This is a genomic window from Roseburia hominis A2-183 (assembly GCF_000225345.1).
Taxonomy (GTDB): Bacteria; Bacillota; Clostridia; order Lachnospirales; family Lachnospiraceae; genus Roseburia; species Roseburia hominis.
In genome coordinates this window covers 369,882-396,553 of the sequence record NC_015977.1, presented here as the reverse complement: position 1 = coordinate 396,553, position 26,672 = coordinate 369,882, and the positions used below count along the sequence as shown (strand labels likewise).

At 46.0% G+C, this 26,672-nt stretch carries 30 protein-coding genes and 1 pseudogene; 4 read left to right on the top strand and 27 right to left on the bottom strand.

What is annotated here, in order from left to right; translation table 11 throughout:
* Nucleotides 1-3: 3 nt before the first annotated feature.
* Genes RHOM_RS01750 through RHOM_RS01740 form a run of 3 tightly spaced genes read right to left on the bottom strand, consistent with a single transcriptional unit; the run spans nt 4 to nt 2,806 of the window.
* The gene (locus tag RHOM_RS01750; RefSeq protein WP_014078544.1) at nt 4-1,476 is read right to left on the bottom strand and encodes an ABC transporter ATP-binding protein; all 1,473 of its coding nucleotides are present in this window, start codon (nt 1,474-1,476) and stop codon (nt 4-6) included.
* Nucleotides 1,473-2,198, bottom strand: coding sequence for an energy-coupling factor transporter transmembrane component T (locus tag RHOM_RS01745; RefSeq protein WP_014078543.1), 726 nt, complete (start codon nt 2,196-2,198; stop codon nt 1,473-1,475). The genes RHOM_RS01750 and RHOM_RS01745 overlap by 4 nt, the downstream gene beginning before the upstream one ends.
* Entirely contained in the window at nt 2,195-2,806 is a 612-nt protein-coding gene (locus RHOM_RS01740) for an MptD family putative ECF transporter S component (RefSeq protein ID WP_009203546.1), read from the bottom strand. Before RHOM_RS01740 ends, RHOM_RS01745 begins: the two co-directional genes overlap by 4 nt.
* 186 nt (nt 2,807-2,992) lie before the next feature.
* Between RHOM_RS01740 and RHOM_RS01735 the strand changes: the two genes are divergently transcribed.
* Complete coding sequence (locus RHOM_RS01735; RefSeq protein WP_014078542.1) at nt 2,993-3,961, top strand: AraC family transcriptional regulator; 969 nt, start codon at nt 2,993-2,995, stop codon at nt 3,959-3,961.
* Between the two features lie 278 nt (nt 3,962-4,239).
* Here the strand turns inward: RHOM_RS01735 and RHOM_RS01730 are convergent, their stop codons facing one another.
* The 5 genes from RHOM_RS01730 to RHOM_RS01710 all read right to left on the bottom strand — a co-directional run bounded on the left by RHOM_RS01730 (nt 4,240) and on the right by RHOM_RS01710 (nt 7,619).
* Nucleotides 4,240-4,950: a DUF6040 family protein gene (locus RHOM_RS01730; protein WP_044024774.1), complete on the bottom strand. Its 711-nt coding sequence runs from the start codon at nt 4,948-4,950 to the stop codon at nt 4,240-4,242.
* Nucleotides 4,928-6,649 (bottom strand): MobA/MobL family protein, encoded by a 1,722-nt coding sequence (locus RHOM_RS16780; protein ID WP_014078541.1) that lies wholly within the window; start codon nt 6,647-6,649, stop codon nt 4,928-4,930. Before RHOM_RS16780 ends, RHOM_RS01730 begins: the two co-directional genes overlap by 23 nt.
* A complete protein-coding gene (locus tag RHOM_RS01720) occupies nt 6,625-6,930 on the bottom strand; it encodes a hypothetical protein (RefSeq protein WP_014078540.1) in 306 nt (101 codons plus the stop codon). Before RHOM_RS01720 ends, RHOM_RS16780 begins: the two co-directional genes overlap by 25 nt.
* On the bottom strand, nt 6,930-7,244 hold the full coding sequence (locus tag RHOM_RS01715) for a hypothetical protein (RefSeq protein WP_041254741.1): 315 nt from the start codon (nt 7,242-7,244) through the stop codon (nt 6,930-6,932). Before RHOM_RS01715 ends, RHOM_RS01720 begins: the two co-directional genes overlap by 1 nt.
* Nucleotides 7,245-7,388: 144 nt before the next feature.
* On the bottom strand, nt 7,389-7,619 hold the full coding sequence (locus tag RHOM_RS01710) for a helix-turn-helix domain-containing protein (RefSeq protein WP_003505382.1): 231 nt from the start codon (nt 7,617-7,619) through the stop codon (nt 7,389-7,391).
* Between the two features lie 174 nt (nt 7,620-7,793).
* On the opposite strand from RHOM_RS01710, the gene RHOM_RS01705 reads away from it, so the two are divergent.
* A complete protein-coding gene (locus RHOM_RS01705) occupies nt 7,794-8,423 on the top strand; it encodes a helix-turn-helix domain-containing protein (protein ID WP_003505395.1) in 630 nt (209 codons plus the stop codon).
* Nucleotides 8,424-8,509: 86 nt separating this feature from the next.
* Nucleotides 8,510-9,805 (top strand): tyrosine-type recombinase/integrase, encoded by a 1,296-nt coding sequence (locus tag RHOM_RS01700; protein ID WP_014078538.1) that lies wholly within the window; start codon nt 8,510-8,512, stop codon nt 9,803-9,805.
* Between the two features lie 301 nt (nt 9,806-10,106).
* Here RHOM_RS01700 and RHOM_RS01695 read toward each other — a convergent pair whose 3' ends face one another.
* The 4 genes from RHOM_RS01695 to RHOM_RS01680 form a co-directional block, all read right to left on the bottom strand.
* A complete protein-coding gene (locus RHOM_RS01695; protein ID WP_002584327.1) occupies nt 10,107-11,567 on the bottom strand; it encodes an Lsa family ABC-F type ribosomal protection protein in 1,461 nt (486 codons plus the stop codon).
* Between the two features lie 746 nt (nt 11,568-12,313).
* The gene (locus tag RHOM_RS01690) at nt 12,314-12,610 is read right to left on the bottom strand and encodes a DUF3847 domain-containing protein (RefSeq protein ID WP_002584328.1); all 297 of its coding nucleotides are present in this window, start codon (nt 12,608-12,610) and stop codon (nt 12,314-12,316) included.
* Nucleotides 12,603-12,944 (bottom strand): DeoR family transcriptional regulator, encoded by a 342-nt coding sequence (locus RHOM_RS01685; protein WP_002584329.1) that lies wholly within the window; start codon nt 12,942-12,944, stop codon nt 12,603-12,605. Before RHOM_RS01685 ends, RHOM_RS01690 begins: the two co-directional genes overlap by 8 nt.
* The gene (locus tag RHOM_RS01680; protein ID WP_002584330.1) at nt 12,941-13,129 is read right to left on the bottom strand and encodes a hypothetical protein; all 189 of its coding nucleotides are present in this window, start codon (nt 13,127-13,129) and stop codon (nt 12,941-12,943) included. Before RHOM_RS01680 ends, RHOM_RS01685 begins: the two co-directional genes overlap by 4 nt.
* Before the next feature lie 483 nt (nt 13,130-13,612).
* Here RHOM_RS01680 and RHOM_RS01675 point away from each other — a divergent pair, with 483 nt between their 5' ends.
* Nucleotides 13,613-14,419, top strand: coding sequence for a helix-turn-helix transcriptional regulator (locus RHOM_RS01675; protein WP_006573790.1), 807 nt, complete (start codon nt 13,613-13,615; stop codon nt 14,417-14,419).
* 61 nt (nt 14,420-14,480) lie between these two features.
* On the opposite strand, the gene RHOM_RS01670 is transcribed toward RHOM_RS01675, so the two are convergent.
* The 15 genes and pseudogenes from RHOM_RS01670 to tet(W) all read right to left on the bottom strand — a co-directional run bounded on the left by RHOM_RS01670 (nt 14,481) and on the right by tet(W) (nt 26,307).
* Nucleotides 14,481-15,443 (bottom strand): DUF3658 domain-containing protein, encoded by a 963-nt coding sequence (locus tag RHOM_RS01670; protein ID WP_014078537.1) that lies wholly within the window; start codon nt 15,441-15,443, stop codon nt 14,481-14,483.
* Between the two features lie 16 nt (nt 15,444-15,459).
* Nucleotides 15,460-15,849 (bottom strand): TnpV protein, encoded by a 390-nt coding sequence (locus tag RHOM_RS01665; RefSeq protein ID WP_009296082.1) that lies wholly within the window; start codon nt 15,847-15,849, stop codon nt 15,460-15,462.
* A complete protein-coding gene (locus RHOM_RS01660; RefSeq protein WP_002593556.1) occupies nt 15,809-16,081 on the bottom strand; it encodes a helix-turn-helix domain-containing protein in 273 nt (90 codons plus the stop codon). Before RHOM_RS01660 ends, RHOM_RS01665 begins: the two co-directional genes overlap by 41 nt.
* A gap of 160 nt (nt 16,082-16,241) precedes the next feature.
* Nucleotides 16,242-16,334: pseudogene (locus tag RHOM_RS18410) on the bottom strand (Maff2 family mobile element protein); the annotation flags it as partial.
* A gap of 25 nt (nt 16,335-16,359) precedes the next feature.
* Complete coding sequence (locus RHOM_RS01655) at nt 16,360-17,970, bottom strand: recombinase family protein (RefSeq protein ID WP_014078536.1); 1,611 nt, start codon at nt 17,968-17,970, stop codon at nt 16,360-16,362.
* Nucleotides 17,971-18,081: 111 nt separating this feature from the next.
* The gene (locus tag RHOM_RS01650) at nt 18,082-18,270 is read right to left on the bottom strand and encodes a transposon-encoded TnpW family protein (RefSeq protein ID WP_014078535.1); all 189 of its coding nucleotides are present in this window, start codon (nt 18,268-18,270) and stop codon (nt 18,082-18,084) included.
* Nucleotides 18,267-19,124 carry an ATP-binding protein gene (locus RHOM_RS01645; protein WP_014078534.1) on the bottom strand — a complete coding sequence of 286 codons (858 nt, stop codon included), beginning with the start codon at nt 19,122-19,124 and terminating at the stop codon, nt 18,267-18,269. The genes RHOM_RS01650 and RHOM_RS01645 overlap by 4 nt, the downstream gene beginning before the upstream one ends.
* The gene (locus RHOM_RS01640) at nt 19,121-19,870 is read right to left on the bottom strand and encodes a phage replisome organizer N-terminal domain-containing protein (protein WP_014078533.1); all 750 of its coding nucleotides are present in this window, start codon (nt 19,868-19,870) and stop codon (nt 19,121-19,123) included. Before RHOM_RS01640 ends, RHOM_RS01645 begins: the two co-directional genes overlap by 4 nt.
* Nucleotides 19,860-20,072: a hypothetical protein gene (locus RHOM_RS16770; RefSeq protein WP_005927784.1), complete on the bottom strand. Its 213-nt coding sequence runs from the start codon at nt 20,070-20,072 to the stop codon at nt 19,860-19,862. Before RHOM_RS16770 ends, RHOM_RS01640 begins: the two co-directional genes overlap by 11 nt.
* Before the next feature lie 185 nt (nt 20,073-20,257).
* Nucleotides 20,258-21,880: a relaxase/mobilization nuclease domain-containing protein gene (locus tag RHOM_RS01630; protein ID WP_014078531.1), complete on the bottom strand. Its 1,623-nt coding sequence runs from the start codon at nt 21,878-21,880 to the stop codon at nt 20,258-20,260.
* Nucleotides 21,852-22,250 carry a plasmid mobilization protein gene (locus RHOM_RS01625; RefSeq protein WP_044024773.1) on the bottom strand — a complete coding sequence of 133 codons (399 nt, stop codon included), beginning with the start codon at nt 22,248-22,250 and terminating at the stop codon, nt 21,852-21,854. The genes RHOM_RS01630 and RHOM_RS01625 overlap by 29 nt, the downstream gene beginning before the upstream one ends.
* Before the next feature lie 520 nt (nt 22,251-22,770).
* Nucleotides 22,771-22,983, bottom strand: coding sequence for a helix-turn-helix domain-containing protein (locus tag RHOM_RS01620; RefSeq protein ID WP_002586615.1), 213 nt, complete (start codon nt 22,981-22,983; stop codon nt 22,771-22,773).
* Nucleotides 22,976-23,398: an RNA polymerase sigma factor gene (locus RHOM_RS01615; protein WP_014078529.1), complete on the bottom strand. Its 423-nt coding sequence runs from the start codon at nt 23,396-23,398 to the stop codon at nt 22,976-22,978. Before RHOM_RS01615 ends, RHOM_RS01620 begins: the two co-directional genes overlap by 8 nt.
* A 171-nt stretch (nt 23,399-23,569) precedes the next feature.
* Nucleotides 23,570-24,337, bottom strand: coding sequence for a class I SAM-dependent methyltransferase (locus tag RHOM_RS01610; protein WP_002586626.1), 768 nt, complete (start codon nt 24,335-24,337; stop codon nt 23,570-23,572).
* Nucleotides 24,338-24,387: 50 nt separating this feature from the next.
* Entirely contained in the window at nt 24,388-26,307 is a 1,920-nt protein-coding gene (gene tet(W) / locus RHOM_RS01605; RefSeq protein ID WP_014078528.1) for a tetracycline resistance ribosomal protection protein Tet(W), read from the bottom strand.
* Nucleotides 26,308-26,672: the final 365 nt, after the last annotated feature.

Genomic DNA, 26,672 nt, shown 5'->3' with positions numbered 1-26,672 from the left:
AGATCACCTCTCCTTTCCATCTGAAACAGAGAACAGCTCTCTCAATTTCGGGAGGGCATCCATTGTAACTGGTACATCATCGGGCATTTCGCCCTCGTCAAAATGCAGGACACGGGAGCAGGTACGGCAGACAAATTCAAAATCGTGGGTGACAATGAAAATAACCTTTCCCATATTGGACAACCGGCGGATCAGTCCCGCCACCTGCGTCATACTGTCAAAATCAAGGCCGCTGGTCGGTTCATCGAATACCAGCAGATCTTTCCCACAAATCATGCTAACAGCTACAGCTACTCGTTGCTTTTGACCGCCAGAAAGCGTGTTTGGATGGCGCTCCCGATATTGGGTAAGGCCTAATTCCTCCAAAGTTGCATTTACCAGTGTTTGATCTGGATTGCGTATACCAAAGGAGCACTCTGCCTCCACGCTGTCAGCGAAAAGTTCATAATTCACATCCTGCATAACCATGTAAGAGCGTTTCAGCCTTTCCTTACGCTCAATCGGCTCGCTTTCCCACAAAAATTGTCCATCGCAGTCTTTGTGAAGCCCACAGAGAGCGCGGGAAAATGTAGTCTTTCCAGCTCCGTTGTGGCCGACAACACCAATCACTTCGCCCTTTCCGGCGGATAGCTCAATGTCATGCAAAATTGTTTGCTTCTTGTAACGGAGCGTCACATTCCGCAGCTCCAATACAGGGGTAGGCGCAGGCAAGTGGGCTTTTTGCGGGAATACCGCCTGTAGATCAACAGCTCGCAGCCCCATGTGTTCACGATCAGGTTCAGATAGCTGCCAAAATTCTTCCGGGGTGTATATTCCTTTGATTTCTCCTTTTTCCAGATAAACAATTCGGTCAGCCAACTCCATCAGGTAGTACAGACGATGTTCCGCTATCAAAACTGTTTTGCCCTGTTTTTTTATCAGCCGCAAATGTTCCTTTAGTTCCTGGATCGAAGTCATATCCAGATTAGAGGATGGTTCATCCAATAGATAAATCTGTGGGTTCATGGCATAAACAGAAGCAAAGGCGATTTTCTGCTTTTCTCCGCCGGACAACTCAAAAATATTTCTGTTTCGCAGCTTTTGAATATGCAAATCTTCAGTTGTCTGCTCTACTCGCTCAGCCAATTTCTCAGGAGGGCGAGCTTCATTTTCAATTCCAAAGGCAATCTCACTGTCTGTATCAACATTGAAAAACTGCGTCCGTGGATTTTGGAAAACGGAGCCAACCTTAGCGGCAATCTGATACATGGGGATATTGCTGATTTCCTGACCATCTACCAGCACACGGCCATGAAGCTCCCCCTGATAAAACTGAGGGATCAGTCCATTCACCAGCCTTGTAATCGTTGTTTTTCCGCACCCGCTGCGGCCACAGAACAGGACGAATTCTCCGTCCGAAATTTTCAAATTGATGTCGCGCAGCCCACCATGTTCCTGCCCCGTATAGGAAAACGATACATTTTCAAACTCAATCAACCGATCACACCTCCTCGCACACATAATTCAAAAATCAGATAAGCTACGGCAAAGGCCATGACGCCCCAATCGGAAATTCCGCATTTTATCTGGACAAGACAGGTGCGTGGATTGGGATTTTCAATTCCACGAGTGACAGAAGCAACAGAAAGATCATCCGCCGCTTTTGAAGCTGCCATCAATAAAGGCACATAAATACACTCAACCGTCATGCCCGGATGTGTTAAAAAGCCCGCCAGAGATGGTGAAACATCTCTCATTCGCATAGCGTCTGTGATATAGCGCCAGTCCTCTTGAATAGTTGGAATGTACCGCAGCATAACTGCCATAGGAATTACTAACTTTTTGGGTGCGCGGACACGGTTCATAGCAGACAGGAACTCATTGACTTTTGTAGTAGTCAGAACAATCCCAGCCAAGGTTCCGCACGCATAGACCTTATGAAACAAGCCTAAAAAGGCAATAAACATTGTCCGCAGCGTGCCTGTCATTTCTGCCATGATCCAAACTGTCAGGGCACAGATGACCGCATAAAAGCATACAGCCTTAATGACATATTTCCACTTTCCAAAGAAAGCCCCCAATATCGCAATCAGCATAACAAGGATAAATTGATATGCAAGTGAGGGCGCAAACATGGACGATAAAACACACATAAGAATAAGAAAGAGCTTGGCCCGTGGGTCGAGCCAAAGCTCTTTCTTATGGCGTTTACCGCTCATGCTGTAATACCTGCTTTTTCAAACTGCTTTTTCAGCATTTTGCAGCCTACAAAAGCGCTGATTGCAGATGTAATGATAACAGCAGCAAACATGGCAATCAGGATGCCGGTATTTGCAGTTGCCTGCATGGTGTCGATGTAACTCTGTTCAGTTCCGTTCCCCAGCATGGTCTGCGCCCAGCCGTTGGGGTCAACAAAGAACACGATATATGAACCAGTGCCACCGAGAGAGAACAGGATATAAGACAGGCTGTTGAGTTTTTTGCTTTTGTACTGCCCTGCACCAGCAACAAAGTCCGCGACAATCGCCATGATCATGTAGCCCAATGCAAAAGCCCAGTGCATACCAGTCACGAACCAAATAATACCCATGATAACGCCCATTATAGAAAGACTCCAACGCTTATGTACTTTTGCAATCAGCAAAAGATAAATGGGGCCAGCAAGCAGCCCACCTCCTGCTGGCATGAAAAAAGTAAGTACAGGATTCGTTGCAAAAAAGACACCGCCCACCAATACAAAAACAAATAACAGTGCAGTAAAAATACCTGTTGTTACAAGGTCTTTCACTGTCAGACCTTTGTTCATAGAATTTACTTGATTACTCATTTTGACCTCCTACCTTTCATTGCCTTGACTCGACAAGTGGTTTGTGATATTCTTCGGTTAGATACCTCTAATCTTCGTCTAATACAATACGCATTTATCGAACAACATTCAATAGGTTCCGGCAATGTTCGTCTGTTCCTTTCAAAAGTTCGTCTAATCGTTGCAAAAAGGAGGCGGTCTGTTTTCATGTCTGAAATTATTGACCAGTTTTATACACCGCTACTAATTGAACACGGTTTTATCCGTGACCCAGACAACCAGCAATATGGGGCATTAGGTGACTGCTGGAAACTTTCTCCCGAAGTTGGAGAAGGCACCTACTGGACTTATGGACAGAAAGACTTATATGATATTAAAATCCATAACTTTTCCTTCCACGAAGATTTCATGTTGGAATGCTCTATGCCGGAATGTCTGAGTATCACTCGGTATGACTCTATTTCCGGGGAGGAATTATCTCCATACCGTAGACTGTCTGCCGGTTGTATCAAAACATTTATTGGAGGCTACACTCCATACAAGGCTTTGATACATAAAAATATTCCAATCCGTTCGGTTGGGATTGAGATTGCACCGGCATATTATGAGGACTACCTGAAAAAACTGTACCCGGAGGCACAGATCAATCCTGTGGATGCATTTCGGAAGATCGACCAAACATCCGACTTTCCAGAAATGTCACGGTTACTCACTGAAATCAAAGACTATCGCGGGGAAGGGATTGCAGCAAAACTTTTTTATGAGGGTAAAGTCGCAGAAGCTGTTTCAATGGTGGTGGAATATCAGAAGAAACATCCTAATAAACCAGCCCATAAGCTCTCTCAACAGGATATTGAAAATCTCCAAATAGTTGCCGCTTATCTTAGCGATCACTATGCTTTTGATATTCCTCTGGAACGGCTAACACAGATTGCCTGCATGGGAACAACAAAGCTCAAAAGCTGTTTTAAGAAATACTACGACTGCACCATCACGGAATATGTTCAACAGCGGCGCATGAGTCAAGCAGAATATCTGCTGGCATATACAGAACTGACAGTCGGGCAAGTTGCCCAAACAGTAGGCTATTCCACTTCAAGCCGATTTGCAGAATTATTCCGTAAAAGCACTGGATTGTTGCCACTGGAGTACAGAAAAAACGCACAGCGAAAATAAAATGAGTGCCAGAGGAAACTCTGGCGCTTGTAAAATTTTTCACCCACATTCTAGTCGGGCTTAGCCATGTGTTGTGGAATATATACGGAATGCATCGTCAATATTCCACTGCTGCTTGCGGTTGTTACCAAGATAGTGAGAGCTCATCTGAACACAAAGTTACCATTGCCCTTTTTCGTACCTAAACGAAGTAAGATTTCATGTACATGCTCATCACTGAATTTTTAGAATAATCTGTCCTAGCACGAAAGTAAATATGAATAGTTTCTAATAGTTTTTTAATAATATCCTCTTGCTTCCCGCCATCCCTTTACATACCACCTGATTCCAACATATACCAGTTGCACGAATAATAAGAGAAATAGCAGATTGATTGGCAATGCTGTCTTTATCCAATTCCCAAAGTAGATAGCTGTTGCCATGCTTATAAGTATTACCATTATGGTAATCATGTCCCAACAGTATTTCTTATATAGCCCTGCAATCTTTATCCCTATAAACGCTACAAGTATTCCCGCACCCACCAGACATCCACCGCAAATCAATATTCTTATCAGCCAGTATATAATTCCGGCAATGACTGGATTGGATATTCCATTACTAATCTGTGCCACATTCTTTCCTATCAGTGCAATCCAGCCAGCAATAGTCTGTGTGAAAGTTCCGATTGCATCAAAGAATATTCTGCAATCAGAAATAAATACCTTTGACTGTATCATCTGAAAAAGAGTAGTTGATGCGGAATACCATATCAGCAGAAACATCAATGCTTCATACATGACTGTTTTTGTTTTATATCTGCCTGCCAGTTTTTCCCTCTGCGTATCATACTTTTCTTTGGCTTTCAGATAAGCTGTCTGATTACAATTCTGACACTTTTGATAGAGTACCGGCTTTTCAACCGGTATCTCTACTTTTTTCTGATGAGAGAGTGCATAGTCCCGTTCCTGTTCTGCCTGCCTTAGCTTATCTTGACATTCCTCTGTCATGATTTCGGCAGCGTGCGTTTTCTCTTTCTCGCTCTGCAACAATTCTTTTGTTTTCCTCAAGTCGTTCTTTAAGGCTTGAATGTTCCCTGCTCTGTTCTCGCTGTTTAACCTCTCGTTCAAGGTCAGCGATTCGTCGAGCTGCATTTTCAGTTCCCGAATAGTCCGGTCTTTCTGGTCGAGTTCTTCCTGCATCTGCTCTGTCAGCAGAAGCAACTCTTCCAGTTGATCGTCGCTCTTTGAGTTTCTTAATTCGTTCATCAATCAACCTTCCTTTCTCTAATTGCTGTTCAAGTTCAGTAATTCGCTGTTCTGTTTCTGCAATAGCCGGTTCTCGCTGTTTAATTTCTGTGCCAATTTCTGCCATTGCTGATTTTCGTCTGTGAGTTTCTGTATCTGGTCTGTCTTTTCTTCCAGAAGCATCAACAGTTCTTCTGTATCCGGCAAGATTTGAAGCAGCTCTAATAATTCGCTCTCTAATTGCTGCAATCGTTCTTCCTGCTCCTGAAAACACATCAGCTTCTCGTCCTTTTCCTGTATCTCCTGAAGCATCTCTGCCATGATATTCTGCTGTTCCTCTATCTGTGTAATCATTGCTTCCATCATGGGAATTACTTCTTTGCTTTCTTCTAATGTCATTCAAACACTCCCTCCACATAGACAATGCACCGGATACCTTACCAAAGGTTGCAATTACCTTTTGCAGCAGTGCATTTTGTTTTTTAATCATCTGGTTTTCCTCAACCTTCCATGAACCTTTCCTTATCTGTCCGGTGAGATATTTTTCCTCAATCTTCCTTGCATCTGCACCCTCATGAATCGTAGGGACTTTCAATTTGCCCTGTCTTTCATAAGAGCGGTGGTCAATCTGATTGTCTATGGATAAATGCCGGTTACACATCCTAGCCCATTCGCTTCGCCATAACTCACAATTTTTTGGACTGTTCCAGCCGGTAGCATCGGTCAGAACCCGTTTCCATTGTTTTCTGTTTCTTGCCCCGACTTTCTGTACTCCGTTTTCATCAAGTACCGGAATACGGATTCCATGACGGTCTGGATTTTTCTTATCCTGCCACCAATCCGGGTGGGATTCATCAACCACGATATTTTCCTCAGTATCTCTGACAAAATCCCAGTCCTTGACTTCTTTGTTGCCCCATGAATGATCCGGATTGAATGGTCGCATGGTTACAAGTAAATGGACATGTGGGTTTCCATCGTTCTTATCGTGTATGCTCCAATCGGCACACATTCCCTTGTCCACGAAAGTTTTTTGAATATATTCGGTTGTATAATCAATCTGTTCCTGTCTGCTCCATTCTTTCGGTAAGGAAAATTCAAACGAGCGTCCAAGCTGTGCATCTGCATTTTTTTCTATCTTCAATACCTCATTCCATAGCCGCTGTTTCTGAAATGTGATTTTAAACTTTTCCAGTGCAGCTTCCTTATCGCCTGCCCTTTTATAACGGATAGACTGTTGAAACCTTTTTATATTTTCTTCCGGTACATGCAGCCATTCAGGAGGTGCATTTTCACACATCATCAGACTGGTGTAGACGACTTCCTTTTTGGAAGTGTAGTAGCTGATCCTGCCTGTTTCCTCATTTTTCATCACATCTCCATTAAGATATGCCGATGCGGATATGACAGATTTTCCTTTACTGCGTCCGACAATCTTTACTGTAAAGTGAAATATCGCCATGATACGATTCCCCCTTTCTGCCGTATCCGGCATTGATTTCCGACAGCATCTTCTTCTAGTTTGGCAGGAGTGAAGCTGTCGGAACGCCCTCTGCGCAAGAGTGCCCCCTGCGGCATGAGCAGGTCTGGCTGAAAGCCCCGCCGACGGAACGAGCCCGGCAAGCGTAAGCGCAGACCGGTTGCCACTTGTGGCAAACTTATAAGGACGACCTCTGGTTGTCCATAAGTGCGCCCTTCATTCAAAGGCAATGAAGGGAATGGAAAACCCACTCCCTCCGCCATTACACTTCCTCCATGTCTGTAACTAATTCTTTCTGCATCGCTTTTGAGAAAAACTTCCCGTTTGTTTCCTGCCTTTTTAAGAAGCCTATCAACTTTGGTAAATCTTCCTCCTCAATCGGACAGCCAAGAACTGATTCCACCGCTCCTCCAATCTGACAGAGCCTGTGGGTTCGTTTTTTACTTTCTTCCGCTTTCTTTCTCTTTTCCAGTTCCTTCCGCTGTGCTATGAGCTTTTTTGTAGCTTCAATGCTTTCCTGTTCCTTTTTCTCTAATGCACGTATTCTTTCTTCATAAGTCTTTGTTGATTTCGCCATATCGTCTTCATCCTTTCTTTTTCCGATAAACAACAGTTCCCGGTTGCATATCAGGAGAAGCACATGGTATAATCCTCTTGCGTGTAGGTATATCATGGCTTCGGTCTGATAGAACCTTTGGCGGTTTCGTAAGAAGCCGCCTTTTTAAGTTGCCACATTTCTTGTGACAGCTTTTACATTTCCTTTATCCCTCAGATCTCGTCCCTCGTTGGCTTCCATGAACTTTTCCAGAATGTCAGTTTTAATAAGGACTTTTCTTCCAACCTTTAATACCGGAAGTTTCTTCCATTCAACCAGTTTTCTCAAAGTGTTTCTGCCAATCCCTGTATAGTCGGCTGCTTCCTCGATGGATAATGCAATCTTTCTTTCCGTCATCTCGTCACCTCCTTGCAAATTGCATTATGCAATTTCTATTGTGCTGTTAGTATAGCGGTTTTATATTGCGTTGTCAAGCGTTATGAAATTTTAAAAATAATCATTAAATTGCATATTGCAATTATGTGAGGTACATGCTATAATTCATACATACCGAAAAAGGAGGCAATCAGCATGAAAGATAAAGAACTACGCAAGCTGATAGGCAGCAGGGCAAAACAGCGTCGTCTGGAATTAAATCTGACACAGCCTTATGTTGCAGAGAAGATGGGAGTTACAGCTTCCACAATCCTGCGTTATGAGAATGGTTCGATTGACAATACCAAAAAGATGGTGCTGGAAGGTCTTTCGGAAGCACTTCATGTATCTATTGAATGGCTCAGAGGGGAAACCGATGAATACGAAACCGATATTACGGATAAGAAAGAATTACAGATTCGTGATGCAATGGGCGATATTCTCAAACAGTTACCTCTCGACCTTAGTAAAAAGGAAGATGCTTTTTCCAAAGATTTACTGCTGTTGATGTTAAAGCAATATAACCTGTTTCTGGAATCATTCCAGTTTGCCTGCAAGAATTACAAGGGCAACACGAATGAAGCTGATATTGCAAAAGTAATGGGGTTTGAATCGAATGATGAATATAACGAGATTATGTTTCTCCGGGAGATCACCCACACTGTTAATGCCTTTAACGACATGGCAGATATCGTAAGGCTTTATTCCAAGAAACCGGAAATGGCAGAACAAAGGCTTGAAAATCTTTTATCAGAAGTTTTGTATGAGGATTCCGATTCGGTATAGAACGACAACCGGAGTTATGATATACTTACACGCAAGAAGCATTTCATCAGTTCCGATTGTCTGATATCGAAAGGAGACACACGATTATGGCAAAAGGATCTGTAAGAAAAAAAGGAAAGAAATGGTACTACCGCTTCTATGTAGAAGATGCAAGCGGCAATCTGGTTCAGAAAGAATACGCTGGAACAGAAAGTAAAAGTGAAACGGAAAAACTGCTCCGTCAGGCAATGGACGATTACGAAAGCAAGAAATTCATTGCAAAGTCGGAAAATATTACAATTGGAGAATTACTTGATATATGGGCAGAGGAAGAATTAAAGACCGGTACGCTCAGTAATGGGACAGTCCAGAATTACCTCGGTGCCATTACCAACATCAAGAAGCATCCAATTTCAGAGAGAAAGTTGAAAAATGTAACATCTGAGCATTTACAAGCCTTCTTCAATCTGCTTTCCTTTGGTGGCACTTATCCAGATGGTTCAGAAAGAAAAGGTTATAGCAAAGATTACATTCGTTCTTTCTCGGCAGTATTACAGCAGTCATTCCGATTTGCAGTATCACCAAAGCAATATATCACTTTCAATCCGATGCAGTATATTAAGCTGAAATACCAGACGGATGAGGTTGACCTGTTTTCCGATGATGACATGGATGGCGATATACAGCCAATTCCACGAGAGGATTATGAAAGACTGATTGAATTTCTACAGAATTACAATCCACCGGCAATACTTCCAATCCAGATAGCTTATTATGCAGGACTTCGTATCGGTGAAGCCTGTGGTCTGGCATGGCAGGACGTGAATCTTGAAGAACAGTGCCTTACAATCAGACGCAGTATCCGATATGATGGTTCAAGGCACAAGAATATCATCGGACCAACCAAACGAAAAAAGGTAAGGATTGTTGATTTTGGAGATACACTGGCAGAGATTCTTCGCAATGCCCGAAAGGAACAACTTAAAAACCGAATGCAGTACGGAGAACTTTACCATAAAAACTACTACAGAGAAGTAAAAGACAAAAACAGAGTTTACTATGAGTTCTATCATCTGGACGGAACAGAGAATGTTCCAGAAGATTATAAGGAAATATCCTTTGTCTGCTTAAGACCGGATGGAAGTTTGGAACTGCCAAGCACGTTAGGAACTATTTGTAGGAAGATTGCTCAGAAACTGGATGGATTTGAAGGATTTCATTTTCACCAGCTGCGACACACCTATACAAGCAACCTTCTGGCAAACGGAGCAGCACCAAAGGATGTGCAGGAACTGTTAGGACACTCAGATGTCAGTACCACAATGAATGTCTACGCCCACTCCACGAGAAAAGCCAAACGGGAATCCGCAAAGTTACTTGATAAAGTGGTAGGCAACGACTAAATAAAACTTTCCCTTATTTCCCTTACGATTATCTCATAAGGGCAAAAATAAGGGAAAATACATATCATTTCACTAATGAATAGGCTAAAAAGCCTGTAAAATAGGGAAAGTTATAAAAATATTTCGGCAAACTGGAATTTGAGTCTCTGTAAAGCTGGAATTAACCCATACAATTATTTTAATTTAGAGGTTCTTACGCAATTATCCGTATTTTGTAATTTTTCAATACTGGAATGCCAGTGTAAATCAGCATTCTCCATTTTTATTAAAGCGAAAAACGTAAAATTGCGGAAGAACCAATTTAGATATTCACAATTTTACTTGCCACAGTATCTCGAAAAACACTGTCATGTTCTACCAGGAGCATGGTCGGGGCAAACTCCGTTATGAGTTGTTCAATCTGCATACGTGAGTACACATCAATAAAGTTGAGCGGTTCATCCCATACATACAAGTGTGCCTTTTCACAAAGGCTTTTCGCAATTAGGACTTTCTTCTTTTGCCCGCCAGAAAAGTCTTTAATATCCTTTTCAAACTGTACACGCTCAAAGTCCATTTTCCTAAGAATTGCCTTGAACAAACTTTCATCAAGGTTGTTTTCTTCTGCAAACTCGGAAAGGGTTCCACATAAATACGATGTATCCTGTGGCACATAAGAAATTACAAGCCCAGAGCCAAGTGTTACTGTACCCGTATAATCTATGGACTGCCCGACTACCAACTTTAACAGGCTACTTTTGCCACTGCCGTTCTTTCCATCAAGCACAATGCGTTCTCCCTGTCTTATTTCAAACGAAACGGGTTCACAAACTGAAATGCCATCATAATAAACTACTACATTCGATAATGATGCAAGCAAATCTGTATGGTAATTAAGCGGTTGTATCTTGAGGGCTTCTGCGGTTTCCATATTTTTCAGCAATGCTGATTTTTGTTCGATTGTCTGTTGTTGTCTCGCTTCTATAGATTTTGAACGCTTCATCATTTTGGCGGCTTTATGACCGACATAACCTTTATCTGCTGCCCCAATTTTGGAAGCTTCTACACGTTCAGACCATACTGCAGCGCGTTTTGCCGACTGCTGTAATCGTCTGATGTCCTTTTGCAAACGTTCGTTCTGAGCCAGTTCAAATTCTTGCTGTCGCTCAAAATTTGACATCCATGATGAAAAGTTTCCTCTTTGCACTTCGATATTCGCTCGGTTAATCGATAGAATATAGTCAACACAATCGTCAAGAAAGCGACGATCGTGAGAAACTAAGATGAATCCCTTTTTCTTTTTCAGATATGCCGCCACACTTTTTCTCGCTTTGGCATCCAAATGGTTGGTAGGTTCATCAATCAGTAGGAAATGCCCTTCATTAAGAAAAAGAGCGGCAATCAAAACCTTTGTCTGCTCTCCGTTGGAAAGTGTTTCAAAAGGTCGCCAAAGCACATCGACATCAACATCAAGATAAGAAAGTTCTCGCATAAGTTCCCATTCTTCCGCAAGTGGGCAAATCTCCTGCAATATATCCTCTGTAATACGATTCTTATCTGAAACGGGATAAGGAAAATAATCAAACTGTACGGATGATAGGATTTTTCCACTATACTCATATTTCCCAAGCAGAAGATTCAGAAAGGTTGTTTTACCTCGTCCGTTTCTGCCCACAAAACCAAGCTTCCAATCGGTATCAACCTGGAAACTGACATTTTCAAAAACATTATCATAACTTGTCGGATATGAAAACGTAAGGTTTTCAATTTTAATCATTGACATAAATATTATCCTCCTTTGCATGTCATACGATACAAAGTCGGTTCGGTGAATGTTTACTACGTATAGATTTCACCAAAAGGAACCGACACTATACGGAGTGAATCATGTGTAACTATCTGTTCTGCACTATTCATAAAGCACCTCCAAAACAAAATAAGAGCCACAAGAAAGTTTATCCTTGCAGCTCGTCATAGCATAAAATAACACCACTAAGCAAAAGTGGCAACAGCACTATATTGAGTAAGATAGACATATAACTTTCTTGCAATAGACACAATAATGCCAAAGTATAGCACTACCGCATATTTTGATTTTATTTGCAAGAAAAGTTAATCATCTTCCCACCTCTTTCTAAATTTCAAAATATTATACCATAAATCGCAGGCAAATACAAGTGGTTATAAAAATTTAACAAATCGCTTATAATACAATCATATAACTTTACGCATTCCTTACTGACCGTAAAATTCCGATTTATTGCTGACTTTATTATACTTTATTGCCTATCGAAAAGATAGCATATTTTATGAAACTTGTCGGCTGGGAACAGCTTGCAACGCAAGGTGTCCCCAGATGACAAGTCCACAAAAGGGTAGCTGGCGGTAGCCAGCGCAGGGGAAGCGTAGCGTCCCCTGTATGATTTGGAGCAGACCATGACTGCGAAAAATCACAGCCCTCCGGCAAGGAGCCTTCGGAGAACGCAATGCACCAACCTTTGGGTGGTGTATAATTGCGCCCTTAGTAAACTAAGGGGTTTCCGGCTTCTCACGTTCCAGCAGTTTCTTCAATAGTTCCTGCGTGTCCTGCCTGTGAAAAATGAGTGTCAACAACAGCATGACATCATCATCTGTCAGGCGTTCCGGCTCTTGCAGAAAACTTTCCAGCATACCGCCACGAGTACAGAGCCGGTGTGTCCGTTCTTTTCGGGTAAGCTGCTTTAGCTGGTGCTGCAATGCCTTTTCATCATTGATGGCTTTCCGCAGTTTCTTTTCACTCTTTTCCAACTCTCGGTTGAGCTTTTCCAGCTTTGAGGTATCAGGCAAGGGCAGCGTCCTCCTTTCCCGGTATCAGCACATAAATCCTGTTTGGTTCTCCAACGCCCTGACGCACTCGCATGATCAGTCCGGCGGTTTCCAGTTCATTCAGAGAACGCTTGACCGTCATGGGGCTGCGGGACAGGACTGCGGCAATGGCTGTGACAGGGAAGCAGATAAACAGGATTCCGTTCTCGTCCTCCTGTCCGTTGGATAGCATAGCGTCCAACATCCGGCAGTACATGACCTTTGCGGTGCTGCTGACTGGAAATCCTGTCAACGCTCTGGGAAAGGGCATACAGGGCGGCAACGGTGTGCCTATCGTCATAAATTCAAAATTCATTCGGTGTGTTCCTCCTTTTTCTTTGCTCTTTTGGATAAATAACGGGGGCAGTCAACCACAACCGCCCGGAAGCTCTGCTTGCACCCATGCTTGCATTTCCGGCATAATTCGTTGTAAGTGACACGCCCCCGGTCATTGAGGTAAAAAGAAAGCTCATGCTTCCTCTTTTTGCTCATTCTCGGCATATTGCGTTTCCTCCCGTTTTAGTGTATAGTTTCGGGGCGATTTTCGGCAAAATTACGGTCATAGAGCCGTCTAAAATCTCCAGAAGTATCAGCAATAGGGTAGACTATCCCCCTATCAGATTGTCGTGTTTCGGTATCATTTCGGTATCAGTTCGCCAGTTCTCCCCGGTGTCGTTCCTCCCCTGAATCTCACAGCGGCGTATTGCTCCCTTTGGTACGCTCGTTTCGGTCAGGGTTCCTCCATATCCCTGCCAAAAGTCATGGCGCTACATCGCCGGGGAAGCATATCCCACACAGGCTGGTCATTCGATTGGAATAATCCATCGATGAACTACCTGTATCATAGAACATTTTTGTGCCCTGTGCCGTATGTCCACAAAGTAGGAATTCGGGGTAAAAATCAGAAATTTCCACGATTGCGGAATTGATATGGTATAATCAATTCAACGGTTATAAATGTCGTCAGAAGGGGGAACTGCTTCAATGAACGGAGCTACTACAATACAGGAACGGCTAAAAGATTTACGATTAAACAAAGGATTAAAACTGGAAGAACTGGCTGAACAAACGGGTATTTCAAAATCGGCTCTTGGCAGTTATGAAAAAGATGACTATAAGGAAATCAATCATGGCAACCTTATCCTGCTGGCAGATTTTTATGGGGTGTCCCTTGATTATCTCTTTTGCCGGACAGAGAACCGGGCAGAGATCAACACGCCATTAAGGGAGCTGCATTTGAGTGATGAGATGGTAGCACTTCTGAAAAGCGGTCGGATTAACAACCGTCTGCTCTGTGAGCTTGCCACCCATAAGGACTTTATCAAGTTTCTTGCGGACATTGAGATTTATGTGGATGGGATTGCCACCATGCAGATTCAAAACCTCAACGCCCTTGTCGATACCGTCCGGCATGAAATCATTGAACGGTATCGCCCCGGCGAAGATGACCCGCATTTGAAGGTGCTGCAAGCTGCCCATATCAGTGATGATGAATATTTCAGTCACATGGTACGGGATGACCTCAATCTCATTATCCGGGATATTCGGGAAGCTCACAAAAAGGACAGTGAAAGTGCGCCCCAGACCACCGTTGCCGATGAACTGAAAGAAAATCTGGAAGCGGTCGAAAATTTCAAGGGCAGCCGGGATGAAAAGCTCGTTGTACTTTACTGCAAACAGCTCGGCATCAACTATAAAAATCTGTCAGACGAAGAATTTCGCTGGCTGATTCGGATTCTCAAAAAATCAAAGAAAATGGGAACGCCTATCAGCCAGAGGAAAAAACGGTAAAAAAAACCGCTGTTGCATGGTTGGGGTGCCTTCCATGTAGCAGCGGTTCTTGCTGTGGTTATTATTTCATTCGTTTTCTTAATATCCGGCGATAATTTGTTTCTCCCTTTGGTGCGTCCTGTATAATTTCCAACACACCATCTTCAAGCATTTTATCAATGCGATTAGAAATCCATACATCACTAATTCCAAGTTGATATTTTCCTAAAACATTACCTATAACAATAGCCATTTTGAATTGCTCTGGCTGTTCCGCAATTTCACGAAGAATGAAACTATCATATATATCTTCTGAAACACTTTGCAATTTACCATTTAGCATTGCACGCAAAGGTGCATTTTCATTTTGAAGTTGATTCCATTTCATAGCACAAGCTGAAAGAAATACAGGCTTAGCTTTTTCTTGTAGAGTTATATATTTTCCCCATTCGCCAGGAGAAACCTCACCCCATGCTATTTTGGATGTCATAGTATTTTCTTTTCCATATTCCCAGGCAGGTAACTTAACCAAATAAATTGTTGTCTGACAGTTTAATGGTCGAAGTTGTTTCATAAGCCAGTACATACCGCAAAGTTCATCCGGATTATAGCTATACCAAATACGAACTTCTTCCCCAGCTACATATCGTTCAATAACCGAAGACAATGTAGTTTTAATTTTCTGTATTTTTTCTTCAACCTGATAGTCTAAATCCTCTACAAACCAGACAGACAGCATTTTCTTGAGAACATTTTTCCGCTGTTCGCCAATTCCATTATCAGAAATATCTCCCACACTAAGAGCCATATCAAAACAATAAACATCACTGCTCTTGCCTCCCAATGGAATAGCATTCTCCCAAGCAATATGTTCTTGTTCCTGTGCTTGAATTTGTGCTTCTTTCATTTCATCTGAAGATGGAACACTCCCATCTTCGTGCCTCATAAAGACCGAAACTGCACTTCCTCTATACTTTCCCTTACCGTAAGTTTGGGCAATTTTCAAACTTCCACAGGCACTTTCACCAAATACAATTTCAATCATCTTATATACCTCCGATTTAATTACTCCCGTATGAATAAATTATATCATGCAAAACAATTTCTTCTGCCCGGTTGTGAATGTTATTACAACGCTGCACCCATTCCATTTGTTGAGTTCGCTTCAATTCCTCTGTCACGCCCTCGGTGGCTTTCATCTGCTCCATGATAGTGTCTAACCGTTCCTGTGCCTGTTCGTTCAGGTCTGCAAGATATGTCCACAATTCTCCGGTCAGTATCAATGTATTCAATCTGGCTGGGTGGACTTCCCTTAAATATTCCCGGTGCATCCGTCCGTACTTTCCGATAGGGCGGTGTTCCTCCGGCAGTTTCAAGTCCGGGATGTAGTAATCTCCGACAAGGATATAATCAATTCCGTTTTCCGTTATTCTTGGTTTCAATTCTCTCATGTTCCTTACCTCCTGTGGAAGCAGGCTCGTCTGGTACTAACTCAATCACATCGGTAATCTCACAATTCAGCGTTTCGCAGATACGGGCTAATGTATCCATGCTGATGTGCTTTCCCTCTTTGCTCATGTTGGCAATCATATTTGTTGTCATACCAGCAGCAAGCCTTAAATCCTCTTTCCTCATATCACGCTCTAACAGTGTGTGCCAGAGTGGTTTATAGCTGATGTGCATATTGTTTTCCTGCCTTTCTATCCATACCACCGGGGCGGCTGCCCCGGCAGGAACTTTTCTCTTATTATAGCACCAATCTTGTGAAATCACAATTTATTCTTGTATCCTGCCGCTGATACCGTCTGGATTGGTTTTCCTTTCTTTTTTGTTCCCTTTAATTAGCCATGAACTGCTTCATGCCCTGAGATTTTACTGATGTGTGATAAAGAAGTAATAGAAGTGTAAAGAATTTTGCCGTTCCTATCCGGCACATGAGGTATGTCGGATAGGTCGGGCGGTTATTCGGGCAAGTCCACCTTGCCAACAAAAGAATAATAAATCTCAATGTCCTGCCTACGGGTCTTGTTCTCGTCATAGCTGCACTCATGCACAACGATTTTCTCTACAAACTCCCGCAACAGAGTAGGGGTAAGTTCTTCAAAGCTGGTATGCCGCCGAACAACATTCATAAACTTTTCTGCGTTCACGGTGGCTTCCTGTGCTTTGGAAAGCTCCGCTTGGATAGCAGCGGCTCTTTCTTTCAGCTCCCGTTGTTCTGCTTCATAGTCTGCCGACAGCTCTGTGAAACGCTCGTCTGATATGCGCCCGGTCACGCTGTCCTCATACAGCCGCTTGAAAATAGCGGATAACTCGGCTATGCGTTTCTCGGTGGCTTCCAGCTCCTTTTTCTTGGCGGCGTTCCTGCGCTTGCCCCCGTCCTCGTTCTGCTCAATCAAGAGCTTCATAAACCGGGCTTCATGCTTTGCCGCATAGCTTGTCACTTTCCGCAGATTGGAGAGTACGCCAGCGGTCAAGAGGTCGGTGCGGATAAAGTGCGCCGTACAGTCATGGGTGCGTTTCTTGTAGTTGCCGCAGATATAACAGTCCTGCTTGCGCTTGTCCGTCTGGTATCGCTGCTGATACATGACACTACCGCAGTCCGCACAGAACAGTATGCCGGAGAACAAGCCCACTTCATCATAGCGGTTTGGGCGTTTGCGCTGTTTGCGAAGCTCCTGCACCCGTTCCCATGTTTGGGTGTCTATGATAGGCTCGTGGTGGTTCTCGAAAATCACTTGCTTTTCCGGGGGATTTTCTACACTGTGCTTGACTTTGTAAGAAAGTTTTTCTGTCTTGAAATTTACCAGACAGCCTGTGTATTCCCGGTTTTCAAGGATATGCACTACGGTATTGGTCGCCCACTTGCACTCATAGCCGGGGTGGTAGCGGCGGGTGCTGCCCGTCCTGCGGTATTCAAGCGTTCCCGGCGTGGGGATTTGCTGCTCTGTGAGCATACGGGCTATCTTGGTCGGACCATTCCCGGCAAGACAGAGGTTGTATATCTGCTTGACTACGGGTGCAGCTTCCTCGTCAATGATGAAATTTTCGTCCTCGTCCATGAGGTAGCCATACACAGGCTTGCTTGTGATGGGCTTGCCACTCATGCCTTTTGAGCGTTTTACCGCCCGTATTTTCTTGCTCGTATCTCTCACCAGCCATTCGTTAAAGATATTCCGCAGCGGGGCAAAGTCATTGTCGCCCTGTGCGCTGTCCACTCCGTCATTGATAGCGATGAAGCGGACGCCTTTCTGTGGGAAAATCATTTCCGTGTACATTCCCACTTGCAGGTAGTTTCGCCCTAACCTCGACATATCCTTTACGATAACTGTCCCGACTTTTCCGGCTTCAATGTCCGCAAGCATGGCTTGAAAACCGGGTCTTTGAAAGTTCGCACCAGAATAACCGTCGTCCGTGTACCAGCGCAGATTGGAAAAGCCGTTCTGCTTCGCATAGGTTTCAAGGATACGCTTCTGATTGGAAATGGAATTGCTCTCGCCTTGCAGCTCGTCCTCATGGGAAAGTCTTGGGTAAAGGGCGGTAATTGGTTGTTGGTTGGTCTGTCTTAACATAAAATCCTCCGTTTCCGACAGCCAGCCCCACTATTCCGTACCTTGATTGTACCACATGGGGTGGCTGTCTGTATAGCGGCAAAAGCGTCAAATCTGCTTCTTTATGGTCGGTCAAATCGCCATTTTTTGTGTAGCAGCTTCCGCTTCCAGCACTTTCATCATCTTGTCGGCTGCGGTATCGGTTGCGCCCTGCTTGAAGAAGCCGGAAACGGTAAGGACGGAGTTGCCCATGCGGATTTCCGTCACACAGTCCGGGCGGCGGTCTGTTTTGGTGGTGCTTGTCTGTTTCGTTTCTGTCATAGGCTCTCCTTTCGCTGCTTCATCAGTTGCTTTAAGCGTTCCAGCTTTTCCTGTGCGGTTTCCTTTCGGAAGTTGCTGCCCGTGAAGCGGACGGGGGCGCACATGGAAGTCAGCCTGTCATAGATACGGGCGTGGGGCGTGTCCTGCGGGTGCTGCAATTCCTCCAGCGTGAGGTTGGTCGTGGCGATCAGCGGCTTGCCGCTTCGGTAACGGCTGTCAATCACGCTGTAAACCTGTTCCAGCCCGTACTCTGTCCCTCGCTCCATACCGAAATCATCAAGTATCAGTAGAGGATAGCTGCAAAGGCTGGAAATATATTCGTTCCTGCCCTCAAAGCTGGCGGCAAGGTCACCCAGTATCGTTGCAAAGTTTGTCATGCAGACGGCAACTTCTTTCTCCATAAGGGCGTTGGCGATACAGGCAGCGAGGTAGCTTTTTCCTGTCCCCACGCCGCCCCAAAACAGGTAGCCGATATTTTCAGCCTGCATGGTTTCCCAGCTCTCCACATAAAAGCGGGCGGTTTCGGTCTGTGGGTTTCTGCCGTTGTCATGCTCAAATGTCCAGTTTTGCATAGCGGGGTCGGTAAAGCCCCGGCGTTTCAAGTCCTCCACTTTTTCAAGGTGCTTCTGTCGGCTTTCAGCGGCTTCCCGTTTTTCACGGGCTGCCCGGTGGCAGTCGCACTCTGCCGGGTGTCGGTCATGCCCTAACCATTGGGCGGTTTCTTTTGAAAAATAGGCTTCTTTGGGCGTATGGCACTTGCCGCAGTATAAAAGCCCGTCCTCGCCTGTGTAGTCCTCCGCTTCGGCGGTAGTGGCTGTAATGTCCGTAATCATAGCTTCAATCTCGTTTTTCATAAGCTCTCGCCCTCCTTGCATGAATAATCGGGTATGCCCTGTTTCGGGGCAGCCTTGCCTTTGGCAGCGTCCTCCTGCGCCCACTTGTAAATGGTGGCTGCATGGCTGTGGTACTGCTTCCCGGTGGAAGCGATATGGCAGGAAAGCCGGTCAATATAATACTCCCACTTGTCGGGCAGCTCTGTTTTCAGCCCGGAAAGCTCTGTATCGGTCAGTATCACATTGTTGTATCTGCCATAAGCGGCGGGGGCGGGGTGCCCCGTTTTTCCCTCTCTCTCTTTTTCTATCTCTATCTCTTTCTCTAACTCTATCTCTATCTCTGGTGGACGAATGTCGGACAAATGTCCGCCTTTTGTCCGGGGCGGTAAAAGTGCCTTGTTTTCCAGCCTTGCAGCCCGTTTTCGCTCGGCTTCGGTAGAGGACTGTCCTATCATCAGCTCAATGTCGGTCATATAGAAAGCCCCGCTGTCAAGCTGCTCCACAAGCCCCAACTGCCGGAAAATCTCTAAAGCCCTCTCAACTGTCCCTATCTGGTGGCGGGTCAGTGTCGCTATCATCTGTGCTGTGTAGGGGATATGCTCGTCAAGCTGCAATTTCCCGCCGTTTTTCAGCGATTTTAAGTACAGCTTCAAGAGGATATTGGAATATAAAATCCCGTCTTTCATATCTTCCAGCAGCACAATGGAGTCGCTGTCAAAAAAGTTCTCTTTCAGCTTGAGGTAGTAATACTTGCGGTTATCTGCCATTGTCCCTGTCCTCCTTTTTCCGGCGTTTGGAGTAGTAGCGGGGGCAGAGTATGATAACCGCCCGGAAGCTCTGCTTGCAGCTATGGGTACAGCCCCGGCAGAGGTCGTTGTATGTGATACGGTCGCAGGTGGTATTCCCGACTTTTACTTGCCGCAGGAAAAAAGACCATTCCAGCCGCCGTTTCTTGCTCATTCTTGGCATGGGTGCGCTCCTTTCTGCCGTTTCCGCTGGTGTGGCGGTATCGGCGATAATTCTGTATCATCTCGGTATCATTTTCGGGATTTTTCTGCCCTGTAAGCCCGTTAAAAAATCCTTTGGTATTGCCGGATAGGGTACGGGGCAGCCCCCTTGTTCGGTATGGGTTCGGGTACATTTTGGGGTGGTTTTTATCGCTCCTGTTCCTGCCTTTTCACAGGCTTGCGTTCCCGGCGTAAAATCTGGTCGATATTGCCCTTGACAGTCTGTAAGCGGCGGTATTCCTCCCGTTTTGCCCGGTAATCGTTGTAGCCGCTGTTTTTCTCTTTGATAAGGCTTTCAATCTCTGCTTGCAGGGCTTTATGGCTCGGCAGCTTGGAAATGCCGTTCTCCCTGAAATAGCGGGCGGCTGCGTCTGCTATGATAAAGTCGCTTTCGTGCTTCTGTCGGTAGGCTGCTTTTGCTTTGGCGTTTTTCTGCTGTTTCAGCCCGTCCCGGACAGGGCGGGTCTTGGAATAGGCAAGCACCTGCCGTTGCAGCTCCTTTTTCCCGTCCAGCGTCTTTTCCACCTGCTTCAGCTCCGTAAGGCTTTCTCGCATGGCGGTATAGGCGGCAGAACAGGCTTCGTCCAGTTCCTCCGGGGAAGAAAAGCCGTACTGCTGGTAGGCGGTAACGGTAGCCGCCATTTGCTTTAGATTGTGCTTTGCCGCCCAGCGGTCATAGCCCACGCCCTTGCCCTCGGCTCGCTTGGCTTCCCGGTCAACCATGCGCTGCAAGGTGTTGTCTGCCGGGGTGGTTTTTGTGGTTTTTTCCCCTTGTGACGGCTTTTTAACTGCGACAGGGTATTCGGGTATGGCTTTGGTCTGTTCTGCGGCTCTGCGGGCGTTCTGTGTAAGCAGGGCAAGGACAGCAGCCTTGTCAAAATCGTCCCCCAGCTTCCGGGCTGTGATAGGCTTTGTCCTGTCCGGCGTGAGGTAGGAAAGCCGCCCCCGGCTCTCCTTGACGGTCACACCCTCCCGCAGCAAAAGGGAAGAAAACTCGTCAAAGCTACCAGCTTGGGAAAGTGCCTGCCGTATCGTCCGGCGCAGCTTCGCCTTGTCCGTTTCAAACTTGGTGGGCTTGGTTGGCTGTCCGGTGGCTTCTCTGGCGGCGTTCTCTTTATCAAGGGCAAGCTGCCCTTTCTTTGCCGCCCAGTATTCCCGTTCCGTTATCCGTTCCTTGCTGCCGCTTAGGAGGTCGATTTGGTAAAGCCCCTCCCGGTGGCACATCTCCATGACTTCACTCTTGAAATATTCCATAGCGGCGTTGGTGCAGCGGTGCTTGCAGCCCTCCCGTGTATCGGCTGGTCTGTCCATGTAGGGCAGAAGCGGGACTTCATAAATCCGCAGGGAGTTGATGACGATATGCACATGGATATTGCCGCTGTGGTTATGCCCGTCCGGGTGGGTGCAGATTAGGGCTTGGTGTCCGGGGAAATGTGCCTTGCAGAACTGCTCGCCCAACTCCTGCGCCCGGTCTACGGTCAAGCCGTTGTCTGTCCCGTCCCGTGGGTCAAAGCTTATGATATAGTGGTGGCTTTTCACATCTTCCCGTTTTTGGTTTTTCTCATAGCGGAGATTAGCCCGCATACAGGCAACAGCGAAATCCTCGCCCCCGCAGTTAAGGGAAGAAATGCGGTAATCCTCCCTCGGTATCAGCCGCCCGTTTTCATCAAGGGTGGGCTTCATGGTAAACTCGTCATGCTCAAATGTGAGGTAGGCTTCCGCTGCGCCATAGTCTGCATTTTTAGAGCTGATATGTTTGAATGTTGCCAACCGCGTCACCCACTTTCTGCAAGATTTCAAACTTTAGGGCAGCAAGGTCGGAAACCGCCGCCCGTACCTCCCCGGCAAGCTGCGGGTAGGGGCTGTGCCACTCGTTCAGCGTCCGGGCTATCTGGTTTAAGTTGCCGCCGATCCTGCCGTATTCGGCGGTCAGCTTCCCAACAGCGGCAAGCAGCTCGTCATTGACGGGGGAAACAGTTATGATGGGGCGTATGGCTGCCCCGGTTATGGCTTGCCGGATAAACTCGGATTGGCTCATGTTGCAGGCAGAAAGCCTTTCCGCAAACTCGGCATATTCTTCCTCGGTCATGCGTGTCTTGACTACCCGGCTGCGGTGCGGTGTGTTGTATCGTTTTCGCATGGTAAAACCTCCTTTCGACTGCCGCATGGCTGCGGCGGGATAAGCGGCGTAAGCCGCATGGCAGGGTTTGGGGAAGGCACTCCCCAACAAGATTCCCGCAGGGGCAAAATGAGCGATAAGCGAATTTTGGTACTGCGGTAGAATCTTGCTCTCCGTGACTGCAAACTTTCTCTCACTTCCGTCCGCCACTTTTTTGGAAAACTGCAACCACAAAAGTTTGTTTCTCTTTTTCTGCTACTACTAATCCTGTAAAGGGCATTCCTGCCCGCTTTCGCTAAAATGACACCGGACGCAGTGGTTTCTACCCGGTGTTGGAGAAATCCTTTCTCTTTGCCCTCTACTACGGGTAAATGCTCCAAATGCCAAACACCAGGGCAGAAAAATTCCCTCCTCGCTTACTACTACAACCGGCAGGGGGCAAAATGGCCGGGAGCGGAGCCGGACAACAAAAAAAGCAGTAAATCTTTTTCAAGACTTACTGCTTTCGCTGGCCGCGTCGGTGGCGGCTGGTATTCAGTTTTTATGACTTGTCCGGTGGTTCGTCAAGCCGGAACTTGAATTGACAGTCAATTAACCGCTGCTTTACATAGTCCTCCACCTCGGCGTTGACCTGCCCGTTCACTTTTGAGAAATAGCGGATATATCCGGCGTAGTGGAGCAGGACAGCGTTCACGGCTTCTGGGTCGCCCTCACGGGCTTTGAGGATTGTTTCATAGGGGAGAAGTCTACTCATACCGGCTCACCCCCATTTCTTCGCGTAGCCGCTGCAAGGCAAGCTGGATATGCCGCCCCGCTGTGCTGCGTGACCGGCCAATACACGCGCCGATCACGCGCTGCGGCTGGCGCAGAAAGTAATAGCGCAGGATTTCTTCCCGCGTCTGCTCCGGCAAAACAGAGATCGCGTCGGCAAGGGCGGCGTTGCAGAGCAGGACGGTCTGACCGCAGACGGTAAATGGGTATTCCTCGTCCGGCTCCGGCGCGGCAAACTGGACAAACTTCTCGTTCATCAGATAGTCAAGGGAAACTTGCCGTTCCCATTGCCGTTTAAGCTTCAAAATCTTGTCCAAGGCGGCACAGCGGATAACAGTCTTGCAAAAGGCGTTGTACCTGCGCTGGATATATTCTTGATAGGCTATCTGGTCGGTCATGGAAATTCCCCTTTCTGAATAATAGTGCGGGGCGGTGGCACTTCTTGCTGTCGCCCCTTGATTGCCTACCAGCAAAGGCGGGCGGGGCTGTCAACGACGGCGCATATGCGCCGTTCATCTTGACCGTTGACTGGCTCGGCTGGGTTTGCTATTTACCCGACAAACTTGAATTTATTTTAAGCTATCACGTTTTACCTTCTTAAGCCTTACTATCATTACCATAGGAATTTCTTTGTTGGTTTTAAAACATTCTTCATAAAATCCATCAATGACAAATCCAGCTCTAAAACAAAGGTTAAAAATATCTTGTATGGAACGATGATAATAAATCTGCTCTTTCGGTTGCCCTTCAATCGCTATATCATAGTAACTGTGCGGTGTCATATATTTTTCAGTCAACGTGACAAAACAAGGGTGTTGCGTTGCAAAGACAAAAATTCCGCTTTCCTGCAACAGTTCATAAACAGCCATAAGAAGTGGTTCAATATCCGTAATATCCATAATTGCCATATTAGAAACTGCTTTCGTAAAGGCTCGATTTCTTTTTAATTCTAATATACTTTTTCTATCGGTCGCATCCGCCACACAAAATTCAATTTGTTTTGCATATTGTGATTGCCGTCTTTTAGCCAATTCTATCATTTTTTTGCTGTAATCAAAAGCGACAACCGAAGCGCCTCTTTGTGCAAGATACGAAGAATAATTTCCATTGCCACACGCAATATCCAAAATGTAATCCGCAGGATTAGGAGATAGAAGTTCCGTTACTTTGGGACGCACTACCTCTCTGTGAAATTCATTAGATTCGTCACCCATTGCATTATCCCAAAATTGTGCGTTCTCCTCCCAGATTTTTTTACTTTCCTCTGTTCCCATGTTCTCTCCCACTCCCCAAATTTGCTTTTTTGCTTCCATTAAATCTTCCTTACTATATTCCATTGTTACCCTCCATAACTTCTGATTGTTGCCGTCTTGACGATTATGTATCTTTACATTACCTTCTGAAACATATGGCGCACCTTGTCCAGGCGGCTGTTTGGACGGCGGGGCTGGATGACCGGCTGACCGACAGCGGCCTGATATCCTTTCAGCTCTGTAAGGCATACGCTCCGCCCGTTGGTGTAAAAGGCCAGATCAGTACGGTATGCCTGTATACAGCGGGCGGGAATCTCGCCAGTAAAGACAACTTCATCCTTTTTTACCTGGGCCGTTTCGATGGTGGCACAGTATTTCGGTGCATCATGATAAGCCCTGGAAAGGTATTCCTGGGGCGCATAGAGGATGAAGGAGAGATAAGGTTCCAGCAGCTGCGTCCCCGATTCCTTCAATGCCTGTTCCAATACAATCGGGGCCAATGAGCGGAAGTCCGCCGGCGTGCTGACCGGACTGTAATAAAGCCCGTATTCAAAGCAAATCTTACAGTCCGTTACGTTCCAGCCGAACAAGCCCTGCTCCAGCCCGTAACGGATACCATCCCTGACAGCGTTTTGAAAACTCTGGTTCAAGTATCCCAGCGAAACCCGGCTCTCGTATTGTACACCGGAGCCAAGCGAGAGTGGTGTAACAGACAGTCCTATGGATGCCCAAAACGGGTTGGGCGGCACCTCGATATGGATGGTGTGGCTGGCTGCTTTGAGCGGCCGCTCCATATAAATGACGGAGGGTTCCTTTACCACTGTTTCAAGCTTGTATTTTTCCGACAGCAAAGCGGAAACAACCTCCAACTGCACCCGGCCCAAAAAAGAAAGAATGATCTCATGGGTGATGGAATCCACTTCGCAACGCAAAAGCGGGTCAGTATCCGCAAGTTGCGTAAGAGCGTCCAGCAGCCGTTCTCTTTGCGCTGCCGTTTTCGGCGCAATCGTCGTCCGCAGCATGGGGAGGGGGTCCTCGCGCCACCTTTTACGAGGGAGCCGGGTTTGGTCCCCTAATACATCGTTTAACCTCACGCTGTCGCTGGGAAGGATAACAATTTCACCCTGATAAGCGGTGTCTGTCCGAACAATTTCCCCTTTGGATGGAATACGCATCTCTGTGATTTTCAGCTTTTCTCTCCCGGCCAGGGCCACCGTATCCCGCAGGCGCAGCGTTCCGCTGTATAACCGTAGATAGACACGCCGCTGGCCGCAATCGGTGTACTCAACCTTGAAAACGCTGCCGCATAGGGCGGCGCCCCCCTGTTCCCCAATCGGTTGGAACAGCCCTGTCACCGCATCCATCAACGGTTGAATGCCAAGGCCATTTTTGGCGCTGCCATGATAGACTGGGAACAGGGAGGCGTCTTGAACCCGCTGCTGTTCCTCCCGCGCAAGTTTTTTCCGGCTGATTGGTTCTCCTGCGATATACTTTTCCAATAATTCATCGTTATTTTCGATGACCGCATCCCATGCTTCTATGTCGGTATTTTCCTCCAGGACTATTTCCGGGGACAGCGACACCGTCTGCTTGATGATAATATCGGCGGAGAGCTTATCCCGAACAGACTGAACCACGCTCTGCAAATCAACGCCAGCCTGGTCGATCTTGTTGATAAAGATAACGGTGGGAATGTTCATTTTCCGCAGGGCATGGAACAGAATACGGGTCTGGGCCTGCACGCCATCTTTAGCGGAGATCACCAAGATGGCCCCATCTAAAACAGCCAAAGAGCGGTACACCTCCGCCAAAAAATCCATGTGGCCGGGCGTATCCACAATGTTAACTTTACATCTGTGCCACTGGAAGGAAGTGACTGCCGCTTGAATGGTAATCCCACGCTGCCGCTCCAAAAACATGGTGTCCGTCCTCGTTGTCCCTTTTTCGACGCTCCCCGGTTCTGAAATGGCTCCGCTGGCATATAGCAGGCTCTCCGTCAAGGTCGTCTTTCCAGCGTCTACATGGGCAAGAATTCCAATATTGATTATTTTCATGTGATTGTCCTCCCTTTACAGCCCCAAAGGGCATAAAAATCCCCAGCAGTAAAATACTTTTACCACTGGGGATTATAAGTTGCGGACATACACATATACAGCATACACCTGTTTGTGATTGCTGTTTTTGGGGATATGTCAAAATTGATAAGGCAAAAGTATTCTTAAATTGGGTACAAAAAACTAAGCCCCTACAAAAGGAGCTATCATAATCCTTTGTTCCCACTATTTGATTATAGTTTTATTTAAGAATACCTTGCCGCATATTTTTTACTCCTTTTCTGGATTAAATCATTGTATCACATCAGTTTTAGGAAAGCAAGTACCTAAAAGAAATTTTTCTTCCCCTTATATGTAACAATCAT